General features: G+C 34.5%; 9 protein-coding genes. 5 read left to right on the forward strand and 4 right to left on the reverse strand.

All coding sequences use genetic code 11. The features are described 5' to 3' along the window. The first annotated feature begins 59 nt into the window (after positions 1–59). The 3 genes from WDV74_RS04655 to tadA all read left to right on the forward strand — a co-directional run bounded on the left by WDV74_RS04655 (position 60) and on the right by tadA (position 2,288). Entirely contained in the window at positions 60–965 is a 906-nt protein-coding gene (locus WDV74_RS04655) for a 3-methyladenine DNA glycosylase 2 (protein WP_338884912.1), read from the forward strand. A 93-nt stretch (positions 966–1,058) separates the two neighbouring features. Then, entirely contained in the window at positions 1,059–1,727 is a 669-nt protein-coding gene (locus WDV74_RS04660; RefSeq protein WP_338885535.1) for an HD domain-containing protein, read from the forward strand. An 81-nt stretch (positions 1,728–1,808) separates the two neighbouring features. Then, the gene (gene tadA, locus WDV74_RS04665) at positions 1,809–2,288 is read left to right on the forward strand and encodes a tRNA adenosine(34) deaminase TadA (protein WP_338885536.1); all 480 of its coding nucleotides are present in this window, start codon (positions 1,809–1,811) and stop codon (positions 2,286–2,288) included. A gap of 125 nt (positions 2,289–2,413) precedes the next feature. Here tadA and WDV74_RS04670 read toward each other — a convergent pair whose 3' ends face one another. The 4 genes from WDV74_RS04670 to WDV74_RS04685 all read right to left on the reverse strand — a co-directional run bounded on the left by WDV74_RS04670 (position 2,414) and on the right by WDV74_RS04685 (position 12,309). Continuing rightward, positions 2,414–3,916, reverse strand: a complete 1,503-nt coding sequence (locus WDV74_RS04670; protein WP_338884913.1) for a hypothetical protein — start codon at positions 3,914–3,916, stop codon at positions 2,414–2,416. A gap of 386 nt (positions 3,917–4,302) precedes the next feature. Beyond that, entirely contained in the window at positions 4,303–5,871 is a 1,569-nt protein-coding gene (locus tag WDV74_RS04675) for a hypothetical protein (protein WP_338884914.1), read from the reverse strand. A gap of 101 nt (positions 5,872–5,972) precedes the next feature. Next, positions 5,973–8,252 (reverse strand): hypothetical protein, encoded by a 2,280-nt coding sequence (locus WDV74_RS04680; protein WP_338884915.1) that lies wholly within the window; start codon positions 8,250–8,252, stop codon positions 5,973–5,975. A 265-nt stretch (positions 8,253–8,517) separates the two neighbouring features. Further along, entirely contained in the window at positions 8,518–12,309 is a 3,792-nt protein-coding gene (locus WDV74_RS04685; RefSeq protein ID WP_338884916.1) for an inverse autotransporter beta domain-containing protein, read from the reverse strand. Between the two features lie 826 nt (positions 12,310–13,135). On the opposite strand from WDV74_RS04685, the gene WDV74_RS04690 reads away from it, so the two are divergent. Further along, entirely contained in the window at positions 13,136–14,494 is a 1,359-nt protein-coding gene (locus tag WDV74_RS04690; RefSeq protein ID WP_338884917.1) for a hypothetical protein, read from the forward strand. Positions 14,495–14,505: 11 nt separating this feature from the next. After that, positions 14,506–16,089 (forward strand): Ig-like domain-containing protein, encoded by a 1,584-nt coding sequence (locus WDV74_RS04695; RefSeq protein WP_338884918.1) that lies wholly within the window; start codon positions 14,506–14,508, stop codon positions 16,087–16,089. The last annotated feature ends 59 nt before the right edge of the window (positions 16,090–16,148 follow it).

Below are 16,148 nucleotides of genomic sequence, written 5' to 3' on the forward strand. Positions count from 1 at the left end.
TAAACTTAAAGTCTGTTAGATAGTGAGATTCATTTCGCGTGTCTTCTGGAGCTACCCCAATGAAATCAAGCTGCTTAACGGAAGTTATATTACCCAATAATTATCATACGAGCGATTTTTTGGCCTTTCATCAGCGGGATGAAATGGGTGTTTCTGAAATAGTACAACATAATCAAATAAAAAAAGGGATTATTTGGTATGAAAATCCGGCTCTTTTAACCATCACAATAGAAAAGAATAGAGCGAAAATACGGCTTGATATTGATGGTGATAAAGACTGTTCTTCACAACATGAAGCATTATCGACGTTAGCCTCTCATATGCTTGGTTTAAAACAATCTGTTGATATATTTGAATCTATCTATCAAGCTCATCCCGTTATTGGAGAATTGGTTAACAGACAAACGGGATTACGCATTTATCAGTCCGCGACACCTTTTGAAGCATTGAGTTGGGCGATTATTGGGCAACAAATTAGTTTAAGCGCCGCAATTTCCATTAGACGGCGTTTTATTCAGGCGGTGGGGCGTCAGCACTCTTCTGGGTTACTGTGTTTCCCGAATTATAATCAGGTCATGCAATATTCACCGCATGATCTCCGTCAGTGTGGTTTTTCTGTGAGTAAGGCCAATGCCTTATTGCATGTTTGTCAACTGATTAACTCAGGGGATTTGGAACTCAATATCCCAGAAAGAGAAAATGCAATAAAACAACTGACAGAGAGTTTGCTTGCTATCAAGGGCATCGGCATGTGGACAGTGAATTATGCATTGCTACGGGGATTCAATTATCTGGATGGTTCACTACATGGTGATGTAGCTGTTAGGCGTAATCTCCAATATTTGCTTAGCCAGGAAAACAAAGTGAGTGCGGAACAGGCGGAAAAATGGTTGGCAGATTTTTCTCCCTGGAAAGCGTTGGTGGGCGCGCACTTATGGCAACAGCAATCCAGTAGTGGATATTAATATTAAACTTCTTTTCCAGATGCTTTTCGTAAAACTTCAAGGCGGCCGGCAAGAGAACTATATGGGGTTAGGGAAACAGGAGAAATTTTGGCTATGTTATTTTTTTCACCGTTTGAAGATTTGGCTCGACAGCTTTTACCGATGGCAATAGAAAGTGATGATGGCGCCCATGATATTGCCCACCTAGATAGGGTATGGCGAAATGCGAAACAAATTTGTGAAGCGGAATCGGGTAATTTGCGGTTAGTGTTTGTCGCTGTGCTATTACACGATTGTGTCAGTGTTGAAAAAAACGCGCCAAACCGACACCTTGCTTCACGCATGGCAGCAGAAAAAGCCGCAATGATATTGAAAGAATTGGCGTGGTGTGAGCAGGACATTCAGGCTGTCTGCCACGCCATTGAAGCGCATAGTTTTTCAGCAGGCCTAACCCCAAAAACATTGGAGGCAAAAATTGTGCAAGATGCAGACCGGCTGGATTCCATTGGCATGATTGGTGTTGGACGTTGTTTTTACACCGCTGGCCGCATAGGGTCTGCATTGTATGACTTTGATGATCCGTTGGCAAAGCAACGTGAGTATAATGATAAGGCTTATACTGTCGATCACTTCTTCACTAAGCTATTTAAAATTGAATCAAAATTTCAGACGGTATCAGGTAGAAAAATGGCGAGTGAAAGGACTCAACGCATGAAATTGTTCCTTGATGCCTTTCTTAATGAGATTCAAGCTGAATCAGCAGATGGAAGTCATTGGGTATAATAGGCGGAATTTTTATAAGCAAGAGAATGGGCAGTGACAGAAATAGATACAGTGACCGAAAATTTTAGTGATGAATATTGGATGCGTCGGGCAATAGATTTAGCCATGCAAGCACAGGCCAAGGGAGAAATTCCTGTTGGTGCTGTATTGGTAGCTGATAATAAGGTGATAGCTGAGGGATTTAACCACCCAATCACTGACCATGATCCTACCGCCCATGCAGAAATTATTGCGTTACGGCAGGGCGGGAGGCAATTGCAGAATTATCGTCTGTTGAATACGACACTGTATGTCACTTTGGAGCCTTGTGTCATGTGCGCAGGTGCGATGGTACACAGCCGGATACAACGGTTAGTTTATGGTGCCAGCGATATGAAAACGGGAGCGGCAGGATCATTGATGGATATCTTGCGCCATCCGGGCATGAATCACCAAATTGACATTATCGGCGGTGTTCTGGCGGAAGAGTGCTCCACTATGTTGAGTGCTTTTTTTAAACAACGCAGGGAGCAGCATAAAGCGTTGAAAAAAATGAAATCTCAGCAACAGGATATGCCATAATCAGTTATGTGTGTGAGATCTCTAACTTCGATTGACTGAGCAAGTTGCGACTAATACAAATAAAGAATTCAATAATTAATTTTATTGAATTCTTTTCAAAAAATATCGTTTTCATGTGTTACATTTTAGAATGTAACAATGTGTCCTGACCAAATACCACCATATGTCACATCTCTATCATTATCATTACCGACCTGATAATCAAAGAAGATCTCTCCATCATGGTAAGGAAATGCTAAATTATTATTCAATAAATCATAAGGAATATTAAATCTCAATGTTGCTGTTTTTCCCCCTGCTTCATCTGGTTGATAGGGCATGTCACCGTTAAAAACTTTTTTTGTTGTTTTGTTACTTGCATTAATATATAAAGTTAAGATGACTTTTGAACCCAATTTTACTTTAGTATTATCACTATTATCATTGGTTCCTGTTATTGTGACAAACAGGCCAGCATCGTCTGGGTTATTAGCATGGTTTGATATAGTTTTGTCAATAATGGGGCTATCCTGGTTTATAAGTTCGTTTAAGCTGGAATAAACCTGGCAAGGTTCATATGTTCTATCAATATCATTCCATGGTTGATTTGGTCTTCCTCTATAAATAACATCAGCAGGACTTGATTTGGCGATTATATTGTCACTGGGTTTAATTAAAAAATAAGATAGTTTTGATGGTTCATCTTTTTTGAAAATAAAATAAGGTAACTCCTTTAAACAAGGTTCACTCTCCTTATTACTAAGGATTCTGGTGTAGTACTTATATTCATCGTTAACAAAAAATAACAAAAAATCACCCAACTTATAATCATTACACGGTGACATATCTACCCAAAATTTACTTTCTCCTTCTGACTTTAAATTATCATTAATGGCAGTTACTATATTTAAGGGTTGCCGGTAATCTTTAATGTTATCAACAAAAATAAATATAGGATCATTAGCAAACTTAAAGTCGGTTGAATTTGGTATGGTAGAAGATAATTGAATGATTGGTAATACTGCTTTTTTCGGAGAAATGTAAAATTCTAGCTTTCCTTTTTCATCTGAATTTACGAAAATACCCTGATCGTTACCAAATTCATGAACATCTATTTTTGTGGTTTTATCATTGTGGTAAATATTTATTTCTTTTAACTCATTAATGGTATTAGCTTTTATAAATACAGGTACTCCTGATAATGTTTTTCCTTTTTTATCTCTTAGAATTGTATGAATTTTAGTTGATAGAGAGCCAATTTGGGCGTCGGTAAATGAGATTGGAATAACTAAACATGGGTTATCAATACGTAATCTCACTGAATCCGAATCAATAATTCTTGCTGTGGATTGTAATGTTTTAGTTGGAAATCCGGTTGACGATGTTTTTACACTAAAAGAAATTTTTTCATTTTCTGCTATAGAGTTAGATACAGTAAGAGTGACTGTTGCTGCTGCCTTTTTTTTATTGTGATCTGATGTTAAGGAGATAGGATCAAGTGGTACAGTAATGTTTTTGTTATTATAAAATGAAATAGTAGAAAGGTCATCAATATTTTCATCAGATGATAGAGTTACTGTAAATAAAAATTTTTGTCCGATAATTAAATCGCCATTATCAGGTAGGGAAAACTCAATTGTACCAGCCATATTTTTATTTCCTTTTCTATTTTATGAACATTAAGTTTAAGAGCGGTGCTACAATCAGCGCTCATATTTTTGTTAATTAATTACCTGTATCATCTGGTAAGGTTTGTTTATAATTACTTACAGACACCATAAAATACGATAGTCTTGAATAGAGTAAAAATAGAATATTTTTAATCTGGTGCCCCGTTTCTTATTTTTAACTTATTTCTTAAATTTAAAATTTAAAACTTCAAGTTGCAATTTACAACACGGTATGAAGCCTGATTTTTCGCCGCTTCACGGGGAGAAATCACACGCATCTTGAAGTTAGATTGGTATAGATGCAGGATATATACTTTATAAATAATAAAAATTAAAATAAGTGTATTATTATATGGTTTGAATTATCAGTGGTCTTTCACACCTCCTGGAGCTGCATAGGTATCAATAGATCCATCCCAAACCACACCATACTCTAATTTTTCATCTAAGTAAAATTGATAATCAAAACTAAGTCCTCCATCTTCTATACCAGCCAAATCCATATAAGGAATATGGAAGAAAATAGAATCTTTATTACCATCACTCCCGATGTCATCTAATGTAATTGGTGTGTGATAAGTTAACATTATATTTCTATTCGGTGAATCTATATACATATTTAAAGTAAAATCCGTTACACTTAATGGAACAGGGTTTACTGTTAAGTTAGGATCCTGAGTATTAGAACGAACAATTTCAATAAATAATCCATTATGTTTATAACCGGGATATTGCATAATGCTGGCATAAGCAACACCATTATGAGTTGGGATAATATTATCAGGGCCAACACCAATACTGGTATGAACTAGGCAATGTTCATAACTCCTATCAACATTCGGGTTAGCTTCGTAAGGAATACCACCTAAATAAGTGACCGGTATTGGTTCAGAATAGAGGGCTTTGCCATTCGATTTGACTACGGTATAAGAAAATTTGGATGCTTCATCTTGTTTAAAGATAGCATAAGGAAGCTTTATGCTGTATTGATCTAACTGTTTTTCTTTATCCTCGATCATCATGGAATAACCAGTATAGTTACCATTAACAAAAAATAAAATGAGATCACCATTTTCTGCACCATCATAGCTACTTATCGATACCAGAAAATTGGGATCTGAAGTATATGCTGTTAATCCTTCGGGGGTATTACCCTCAATACTTGGCATACCTATAGAATTAAGATAACCCGGTTCTTTATAATTAACTACATAAATCATTTTTTTAGCCAGAATGTTATCTACATTCAGAATAACAGTCTCTAACAGAAGTGTGTTCATCAGTGATGATTTAGGGTAGAGATAAAACTTTGCCAAACCATTTTTATCTGAAATTATAGTTATTCCTTCATTAGGTCCAATTTTCTCAGGAATAAGCTCTGTTTGATTATTAGAACTCTTAAAGCTAAATTCTTTCATTTTATTTTTTTGTACAGATGTAATAAATACAGGTGTACCCGCCAATACTTTCCCTGATGTACTTTTCAACGTTGTATATATTGCCGTAAAGTTATCTTTCTCCGATGGTTTTTCATTACCTGCGATACTTGCTTTCAAGTAAGGTTTTTCAATAAAAAATGCCAACGAATTTATATCAATTTGATTAGTCGTACCACTGAAAAGTACAAAATTAAAATCAGCCGCATCTGTATGTACCTCAAATTCAATAGGAGAACCCTCTTTTATGGAGTTACCATCAACTTCTTTAAGCACAATGAACCCTAACTGCGCAGAAGCTGTGAGGAAATCTTTTTCATAAACAAGTGGAATAGTTTCTTTATCAAACTGTGTATTATTACTGGAATTTTTTATAATTATATTTTTCAGTGGGAGAATTAGTTTATCCGAACTTAATGTAACAACAAAACGAACGTACTGTCCAATGACTAAATCCGCGTTAGGTTGAATTGAAATTTCCATTTTATTATTTTTCATTTTATTATCTCATATTTTTATTGATACTGTTTATAGTTAATGACTTGTGAATTAATTATAAGAGCGCTGCTACAATCAGCGCTCATGTTTATTTTTGTTAATTAACTACCTGTTTCACCAGGGCCTGCGGTTGTTTCAATATTTGAAGTCCATTCTACACCATATTTTAATAATTGATCTTGATAGAAATGATAGTCAAAATGTATATAACCATGACCTTCTATACCAGAGATATCATCATAAGGAATATGGAAAAAAATAGAGTCTGGATTACCAGCACTACCAATTTGAGCTAAGGGTATTTGTTTAGTGTAAGATTTCTGAAAACTATTATTGTCTGAATTTATATACATTGTCAGAGTAATATCTGTTATATCTAATGGGACGGGATTTATCTCTGCATTGGAACTAATATTATCAGAGCGTATAATCTCAATAAATAATCCATTGTATTTATATCCAGGGTATTTCATTATGGCGTCATAATTAATATAATTACCCCAACCGGGTTGTAATATGTCATCTGGACCAACACCAATGCTGGCATGAACTATACAAGGTTCAAATTCTCTTTTAACACCTGTAATAGGTTCATAAGGAGCACCACCTATATAATTTAATTTTAACACTTCAGAATATAATGCGTGTCCACCAGATTTAATTACAGCATAAGAAAATTCAGAAGACTCATTTTCTTTAAATATAGAATAGGGAAGGAGTATAGGAGTATTTAACTGGTCAGCTAATTTAATAATACTTACAGAATGGCCTGTATAGTTACCATTAACAAAAAATAATATGGTATCACCAACGGCTGCTTGGTCGTAACTATTTACTATTGTGGCAAAATCTTTCATTCCCGTAGAATATAAATTCCCTATAGAAAATCCAGCGATAATTGGTTGACCTATAGAATTCATGTAGCCTGGATTTGTATAATTGACAGCATAAATTTCTTGTTTAGCAGGGGCATCAGTCACACCATCAAGGATAATAGTCTTGAGTGTAAGTGTGACAATTTCTGCCAATTTAGGATAGAGATAAAATTTAACTAATCCGTTACTATCTGAAGCCAACATAATACTTTCATTTGGTCCTATTTTTTCAGGAATAATATCAGTTTGATTATCAGCTTTTTTGAAATAAAAATCTTTCATTTTATGTGAAATCATTGATGTGATTAGTACAGGCGTATAAGCCAACGTTTTTCCTGATTTGCTTTTCAATGTTGTATATATTGGTGTGAAGTTACCTGTTTCTGATGGTGGTTGATCACCCTTTATTATTGTTTTCAAAATAGGTTTTTCAACAAAAAGCGATAATGAATTTGTATCAATTTCATTAGCTTTCCCATTAAATTGTACAGATTGAAACGTAGCGTGATCGGTTGTTGTAGCATTAGTCTCTATTTCAAAATTAATTTCTGAACCATCTTGTGCACTCGAAAGTACTGTAAACCCTAACTGCATAGTGGCTATTGTATTATTAGAGCCATACACAAGAAAAGTAGGCATCGGATCGAATTGTATATTGTTACTGATACTGCTTTGTTTAATAGTTATCGAAGCTGACTGATAAATAGGTGTGTCCGAACTTAATGTGACAACAAAACTAACATACTGACCTATAACTAAATCAGCTTTTTTGTTAATTGAAATATCCATTGTTTTTTTTGAAACTGGTTTGGCTTTAACTTTGCCCGCCATAACCGGTGGTGGCGATGTAAATTTAACGCCACCAACATCAGCATCGGTATCTACGTCAAATGTAATGTCAGAATTAACTTGTGCATTGGGAAGGATTTGAAACGTAAACTTTGCAGTTGCTGTCTGGTCTTGATTGGCGTAAGCAAGATTAACAGAATTTGCATCGAATTGTATATTTTTACTGTGATTATTTTTTATTGTTACTTTTTTCCCCTTTGTAATAGGCTGATCTGACGTTAATGTTACGGTAAAACTAATCTTTTGGCCTATAACTAAATCATTTGGATCGATTTTTGAAATATCCATTTTATTATTTGGAGCTGGTTTGGCTTTAACTTTGCCCGCCATAACCGGTGGTGGCGATGTAAATTTAACGCCACCAACATCAGCATCGGTATCTACGTCAAATGTAATGTCAGAATTAACTTGTGCATTGGGAAGGATTTGAAATGTAAACTTTGCAGTTGCTGTCTGGTCTTGATTGGCGTAAGCAAGATTAACAGGATTTGCATCGAATTGTATATTTTTACTGTGATTATTTTTTATTGTTACTTTTTTCCCCTTTGTAATAGGCTGATCTGACGTTAATGTTACGGTAAAACTAACCTTTTGGCCTATAACTAAATCGTTTGGATCGATTTGTGAAAGTGTTATTTTATTCGTTAAAGCTGCCATTTTATCACCTCATTTTTTAATTAATGCTAGTTATTTATAATAACGGATAGAATACCTATTTTCAGTTGAAACTATTTTATGCGTTAATGGTTTTTAATAAACTTAAGACAGATTAAATTATAAACTCAACTGTGCTGTTTTTAATGGTTGAGATCGTCGTTTAAACTAAATAAATAATCAGAAAAAAACCAATGAAAAAAAGTTATCAGGTGATAACTTTTTTTCATTGTAAGATTTTGTCATATTTTATAAGTCTTATTTTGTTTTATGTTATTTTATCGATGTAACATAAAACTACTCCTTCTGAATATTTATCAAAAGTATTGCTGTTAAAATCATAAATTCTGTATTTACTTTGATTACCAGCACGGGTGTTTTGTACTACAATAGTGGCTTTATTTTTATCCATTCCTGATGTATTACCGAATATGCCCCATTTATATAAATTACCAAATTCATTATATAAACTATAAATATTGGTGTGATCAGAAACTTGCTTATCTGAAAAAATATGGGAAGCAATACCTGGAAAACTTGGATTACTATTACACTGAATATTGCCATTTATATTTTGATACACAAGGTTATTAAAGGGTGATAGAAGTTTTGTAGCAGACATTTTATATTCATATAATTGAATCTCTCCCGTTTGTTTATTTGTTATTATGACGGTTATGGTGGCAGAACCTAGCGCCATAAATTGTATGGGGCCACTGTTGTCAGCACCAAAGAATAACATTCCATCTCCATAAATTGGAGAATTAGCATCTTTTATACCATAAACGATTTCATTTTTATTTTTATCAAAGGGACCAGAATTTGTGGATTTCCTTAATTCTCCTCGAAAAATAGGCGCAATGTGATTCGGATGAAGTTTACCTCCGATATTGTCAAAGTATTTATGTTCATCGGTAATGGTGTTATAAATATACAATATTGCAGGTTGAGCAACTGGTGCGAAATCTACATTCTCTTTGGAATCTTTACTGATAATATTCTTTGTAGAGTTGCTATTTAAGTGTGGTATTTTTAATGTAATTTTAACATTATCTACGCCAACAAAACTCTTCAATTTTGCGTATATGTATCCACTGGCATCGGATGTAAATTTATCTCCTCCTGTCGGTGAATAAGCTTCAGGTTTAGGGAATTTAGCGTCCTCGATTTTGTCATGGTCGTGTGTCCACTGTATACCTTCGAACGTATAACCGGAGAGAGGATCTGTCGTCCCTTTTTTTACGATCAATGCCTTGTAGTGATATTCATCTGTGCCATTACCTTGTAATGGATTATTTTCATCAAAATTCGTCACTTTAACCCAGGAAATATCGAATTCCGGTGGAGGTTCAACAAAATTCATCATATCTGAACATGTTGGTGCCGCTGGTTTTCTACCGTCGATATCAATACAAACTTTCACCTTCTGTGCCTTACTACTAGCGACATTCACTTGCAGTTTGCCATCATTGGGGGTCACGGATTGTGAGCTATCTGTTGAGGGTGATAAGGTTACACCTATCGCCTCCGTACCATCTTGGTTTTGAGGTTTAGACCACCTAAACTTAATATCTTGCCCTTTATATGTTGTCTTATTTTTTTCACGCCATACCCTTGCGGTGAGAAAATATTTTTCTTGCCCGCCAATAGTGACATCATGATTTTTGGGTTTATCTATGGTGATTTCCGGCCAACTAAAATTAATTTTATCCTTTGATTCTCCTTGACTGGATTGGCCTGCAACAGAAGCTATCACGACAATATTTGAAGCCTCAATGGGACTCCTTAATGTTGCCGTCACTTTACCATCACTATTGGTTTTCTCTGAAGAGGGTATCAGTTTAAGGTTAATATTATCTTTAACCTGCCAATTTACTGTCTTATCTGATACACCTTGGCCACCCACGTCGGTGACTGTTGCTGTACAGGTGTAGGTTTCAGTAACCAATACAGGGAGTTCCCCATCAGCTTTACAGATCACATTAATACTTTCAGGCTTAATCAAAACTGAAACTGGAGGATCGCTGGTAACGGCAGCATGGTGTTCAATAGCCAGTGAAACCTTCACACCATTTAATGGCACTGAACTATCCAGTGTTGCGATCAATTCTCCGTGTTCATTTGTCTCTGTTTTTTGTGTTGTTAATTTAACATCCTGTCCTTTATCATCTTTTGCTTGCCATATCACTCCATCGATAGGCTGACTAATCACCTTGTACTTCTGACTATCAATGTTCTTCTGACTATCAATAACAGTGGCCTTAAAGGTATAGAATTTTCCATCACCAACTGTCAGAGGGCCTTTGGGCTTCACGGTCAGGCCATCCTTAATTTTGTAGTGAGGTTGTTTTTTGTTAAACGTCACTGAACCTATTTTTTGCTGTGGGGCACCATCTAGCTGTATATAAATATCGACTTTTTCATGGGGTTTTTCACTCAATAAAATGTTATGGACTAGTTTCCCTTTTTCATCGGTTAATTCACCCTTTTCATTCGTTCGGGCAGGCTGATTATTCCATATAAATTTTAAGCCAGAACCAGCGCCTAAAGCCGGCTCGGTTGTCCAGACAACTTTATCGATTCTGGCATTTTTAACAAATTTTCCAGATGGGGAACCTGCATAAGTAATAATAGGGGTATCAAACGTATATCCATTTTCTTTTTCGCCGGTTGCTACCGGTGATTTAGGTGGAATGATATTGACTTTTCCCTCTATCATAAAAGGCAAAACTTTCATGGGGATCTGAATCGGTTTTGTTTTTTCCTGACCATCTACTGTATATTCTAACAATATATCAAGCAGGTAATCATTTTTATGTGTTTCCTGATAGCTGGGGAGAGTAATAACAATATTCTTACCTGAGTCAGAAGAAAGTTTCCCCTTGTTATGTAGAAATGCTTTATCTGCAACAATCCAGCGAATTTTTTTTATATCAATATTAGAGGGGACGGGTAAGTTAACGGGTATCTCTTGATGGCCATATCCGACAATAGGCTCTAACGCGATCAGTATTTCTTGTTCTCTTTTTGCATGATCTAAAACAATATGATTATTTCTTTCCACCAAATCATAACGGCTACTTGCTAATGTCCGCATTGAAGCCACATTAGCGGGTGACAATTGAATACTAAAGGGAACCCCGAATTTATAATTTAAGTTTGCTAAAAACTGTGTTTCAGTATGGCCACTTTCCCCCTGCTTATAGTCAACGCCCATGGTAATTAGTGGGATTGGGGTATATGTTAGGCCGAACTTAGCCAGGCTTGGATTTTTCTGTTTAGTATCACGATTGAATAAAGTGACCTTATCACCAAAATATTGCTCATAGGTTAGTTTCATTCCCAGATTAGGGTAAGCCGGCAAGAAAAATTCCCCATTAATGTCATAACCGTTGGCGGAACGTTCATAATAATCCTGAAAGTTTCGTGATTTTTGCCAGTCACTTAAACGATAATAGGTATTAGCGGAAAGTTTAATATAATCGCCCCAGATTTCTCCTCCTAGTCCCAAACGTTGGTTTTTTCCAGTAAAGTCATGATCATAGAAAGTATTTAAGCCATACATCCAGTTCTGATAAAAATAGCGACCACCTAAACCCAGATTCATGGTATTTCGGCTATCTTTGTTACGATAACCCAATTGGGAAAAGAACAACCAATCTGCTTTGTTATCGTAAAGGGGTAATAGTATATCGAGTGAGTTATCTTTCAGTGTCCATTTCCTATCTAGCCCAAGGTTAATTCTGGCAGTACCAAACTGCGATAACCATTTTTGAGTTTCTGAAGATAGGGTGCTATTAAATTTACCTAATGCATAGGATTTTGCTTGCTTCGCGAGTTCTGAAGGGGAAGAAGATAAAATATGACTAGCTTTCTGGATATTGCTGATAATGACATGTGGGGCGTTCAGATCTGAAGTGTCATTTTTTTTTAAATGAGTATACAGTTTATCATCTGTCTTGACATTAGCTTCTGCTAAAGCGTTACTGACTGTAGAAGGCATAAATAATATGTAGAAGAAAATAAAAAAGACAATGATTTTTCTAGTATATGATGACATATATGAGAGCCTCAAAAAGTTCATATCAGCCGTTATTTTTACTTAATTTTTGATTTCTTAAACAACTTCACTTATTTCCGTATATAAATCTAGTCAAGAAAACTCAAATTAGCATCATTCAAAATAGTTATCACATCATCAGCAGAGTATCTTGGAACTCAATTGAAATGGCGTTTTCGATCAAGGGAATGATTCAGAGGCTTTCTAGACACGAAGAAAACTAATTTCATGTGTGGTCGTTTGCTTTCATGATAATCGTATTTCACTTATTATACGAAATCAGTGATAATAAAAAGTTATCAGTTGATAATCTTTTATCATTAGTTTTTGAGTTTCACTCTGTTTATTCTAAAGCGACATCAGAAGATCAATTTTATAGTGATAATAACAGTAAATTATTATTTCATTGATCTGAGAGGGTTTGTATTTAAAAAATAATTTATGTGGCAGTTTTTTTAATTAAAGCATGAGGTGATAACATGTCAAATAACAACAATAAAATGGAAATTTGCACTCAACCTAATGCGAGTTTAATCATAGTTCAGTATGTGATTTTCGTTGCCATATTAAGTTCGAATAAGTCGATTGTTTCACTGAAAAAAATAACCAATAAAAATTATGATAATAATACACAATTTAATTATGATATTATCCCATTTGTTTATATAAATAATGATATCACTCAGTGTTATTATATTTATATTTTTATAATAAAAATAATTCTCCTTAAAATAACCAAATGAATTTAATTGTAATGAATAAACCAATCATAAAGTTTATAATTTTATAGGTTGATTTTTTAAATTTTTTTCAAAAAAGGTTTTTTATGAATAACAAAAGCAAAAATATTTTATTGCCACCTACTTTTCCTCAAGGAAATTTAAGTGCTGTAATTAATATGCCTGACGTTATTGCAATGAAAATTAAGTATGTAATGATGCAGGTGAATAAATATGAAGGTGTGGAATTATTAGATAAAATAGAGGGTGAGATTTATGTAAAAGATAATATAACCACTAAGGTAAAAAGCGTTCCTTATCATGTTACATCAGATAAACTAAAAGATGATTTCTATTTCTTATTATTTCGAGTTAATGAAATGGATATATCAGGCCTGTGTGAAGCAAAATATACAGTAACAGATTTAAATTATAATCATCTTGATTCGCCAACATCAAATATCACTATTATAGGGGATCCTAACATGAGTAATGCCGACAATGTGGTCATTTTTCTTGATGCTAAAAGTTCTATATTAAGTTTACACACAATAAATCTTAAAGAAGGTGTTAGGCTTCAGGCTAAATTTAAAGGTCTTGTACCTGGTGATACTATAATTATAGAAGCCAAATTTTTAAGAGAAGATAGTACAGAGTTAATAACCATCCATTCTGACAATATTGATTTAGACTCGAATGCAATAAATGATGGTCATAAGGATCATACAATTAAAACAAATGAAGTTAATTTTTTAGAAGTAAAATATATTGTTGCATCCTTTACTGTTCTTAATAAGAAGATAAATCAATATCCTACACAAGTTTCCATTTTAAATGATTTAGATACTGTCAATATTAAAGTGCAAACAACTAAAAATGTAGGTAGTACTCTAAGTGACTATCCACATATAAAGCCTTTTTTAACCGCAGTAATATATACGGGTTCAGATAACAATCCAATAAATGCTCGACTGACAAATGCCAAATTTACTGATGATACTTATGATACAGTGGTAGACAAAATCGATGAAAATGGTGTGGCATATCTTCATATCTATAGTGATGATATTACTAAAAATAGCGTATTAATTCTTAACTATGAAGATCCAGTGATTGCCTGTAAAGTTCCTTTGGATTTTGGCAATTGGATTTCATCTTCAGCGGGAGAACTTTCTTATACCTATAGTTCTTATGGTGTCGCAGATGGTAATTGTCAATGTTTACTTCTTATTAGACTCCTCTCAGAGGATATTACGGGGATTACAGTGAATTTTGATAGCCCTGATATTAAAATTAATGGCGCGAATAATACTTCACAAATAGATAAACCTGATTCTAACAAAATATTAGTTTATAAATTAACATCCACAAAAGCGGTTCGCTCAAATTTTACTATTAATGTTAGTGGTATTTCTATGGATCAAATTAGGAATACTATTGTTTTTACCGACCTTCTTACACTTTAAATAAGAATATTATGAATATTTCAGTGAAATTCTTTCAATCTTATCGACTCTATCAAGATAGGTCTGCTACTGATATTCAGATTGTAGTCCATGAAGAATATATTGATTTGGCTGAATTAGGCCTAATTCTTGAATGCTCATTAGGTAGCTTTATCATTAATGGTCAGGAGACAGGCGACAATACACTTTCTTGTTTTACAGATAGTGGCGGAGAAGTTTCTGTTTCAATTGTCGGTTCTGAAATAGGAGGTGATGGTCACTTAACCGTCTCTCTTCAAGATCATGGTAAACAGATTGGTGTCCAACCCTACCATCTTAAAGCTACGGCATATTATACACTTAACTTTAATGTTATTAATGATTATGCAATGGCTGACGGTGTGCAAAGTAATAAAGTTACGGCGAAACTTACCGGAACCGGTTCAGGGGTAAATCTTACTAAGCGTAATCTGGATTTAAATGTTACAGGTTCTGCTTCTTTTGAGAAAAACCATGTAGTTCAGACCACTTCTATAGAGACTGACGAAACAGGAAATGTGAGTTTTGAACTTTATAATACCAATAAAGATGCTGAAATGGTAACACTCACGGGTTTCTTGGATATCAGCAAAGCAGCCTACGCAACCGAACAAATCCATTTTCAGTCTAATCTGGATTGTGAAGCTTCGCCTCCTGCTAATGGAGTATACATTAGAACTATTTTTATTTATTCCATTAATTATCAACAGTATCTTTTGCGGCAGCGTCAATGTGATCATCTGGTGACGGTACACCAGCTGCTCGCAAGTGGACAACAAGGAAATCAAACTTCTACTGGGCAGAAGTGGGTAAATTTTTATGATTTAATGTTTCCTTTTGTGCTTGGTGAAGAACAATATATTTTTGGGTTAGCCAAAAATTTTATTAATAAGTCAAACAATACGTATAAATCCTATTGGATAATTGCAAAATTAGATGAAAAAGGACATAAAGAAATTATAGACTCCGGTTATTGGGATAGTGACTATGATGTAGGTTTTGCCTATAAAACGAGTAAAAGTCAGTTTATTTATCTCCATAGTAAAGATAAAAATGATCAAGGTAAATTCCCCTATATTATATGGGAAATATTGCCAAATGGAAAAATGGGAACAATAGTAGAACAAAGTGATTGGGATAATTTTTATGGGGCTACTTTCTTCTTCTCAATGGAAGGAAAAGAATACATATATATCCATACGAGCGCTAATCGTGCTATGTTTACTTATGAATTAAATGAAGACGGAAAGATAGGTAACTTAGTTAACCAAAATACTTGGGAATATTATTACTATCCACAGTTTCCATATGCTATTGACGGGAATTATTTTTACACAGGGCAAAGATTCTACGATAATTATTGGTTTGTTAGCTATCTATATAGTGGGGGAATACCTGATAGAATAAATGAACATCAAGATTTATGGGATAGGAGTTATCAATATCTGGTTCCATTTTCTATTGATGGGCATCAATATTTTTTGAGACAGGATCAGAGCAAAGATCATTGGTACATTACAGAAATCCTTGCTGATACTCGTATGGGGAATGATACCGATAGCAGTGTTAATCACTAAGCTCTGTTAATGGATGTAACTTATGTTTCATCAGGCGTTTTATCTGTCAAGCTATCGTG

The sequence above is a fragment of the Xenorhabdus sp. TH1 genome (genome assembly GCF_037260955.1).
Taxonomy (GTDB): domain Bacteria; phylum Pseudomonadota; class Gammaproteobacteria; order Enterobacterales; family Enterobacteriaceae; genus Xenorhabdus; species Xenorhabdus griffiniae.

Coding starts and splice junctions, on each gene's coding strand:
- WDV74_RS04690 (WP_338884917.1), top strand. CDS start 13,136: ATGAATAACAAAAGCAAAAATATTTTATTGCCACCTACTTTTCCTCAA.
- WDV74_RS04670 (WP_338884913.1), bottom strand. CDS start 3,916: ATGGCTGGTACAATTGAGTTTTCCCTACCTGATAATGGCGATTTAATT.
- WDV74_RS04695 (WP_338884918.1), top strand. CDS start 14,506: ATGAATATTTCAGTGAAATTCTTTCAATCTTATCGACTCTATCAAGAT.
- WDV74_RS04655 (WP_338884912.1), top strand. CDS start 60: ATGAAATCAAGCTGCTTAACGGAAGTTATATTACCCAATAATTATCAT.
- tadA (WP_338885536.1), top strand. CDS start 1,809: ATGCGTCGGGCAATAGATTTAGCCATGCAAGCACAGGCCAAGGGAGAA.
- WDV74_RS04660 (WP_338885535.1), top strand. CDS start 1,059: ATGTTATTTTTTTCACCGTTTGAAGATTTGGCTCGACAGCTTTTACCG.
- WDV74_RS04675 (WP_338884914.1), bottom strand. CDS start 5,871: ATGAAAAATAATAAAATGGAAATTTCAATTCAACCTAACGCGGATTTA.
- WDV74_RS04685 (WP_338884916.1), bottom strand. CDS start 12,309: ATGTCATCATATACTAGAAAAATCATTGTCTTTTTTATTTTCTTCTAC.
- WDV74_RS04680 (WP_338884915.1), bottom strand. CDS start 8,252: ATGGCAGCTTTAACGAATAAAATAACACTTTCACAAATCGATCCAAAC.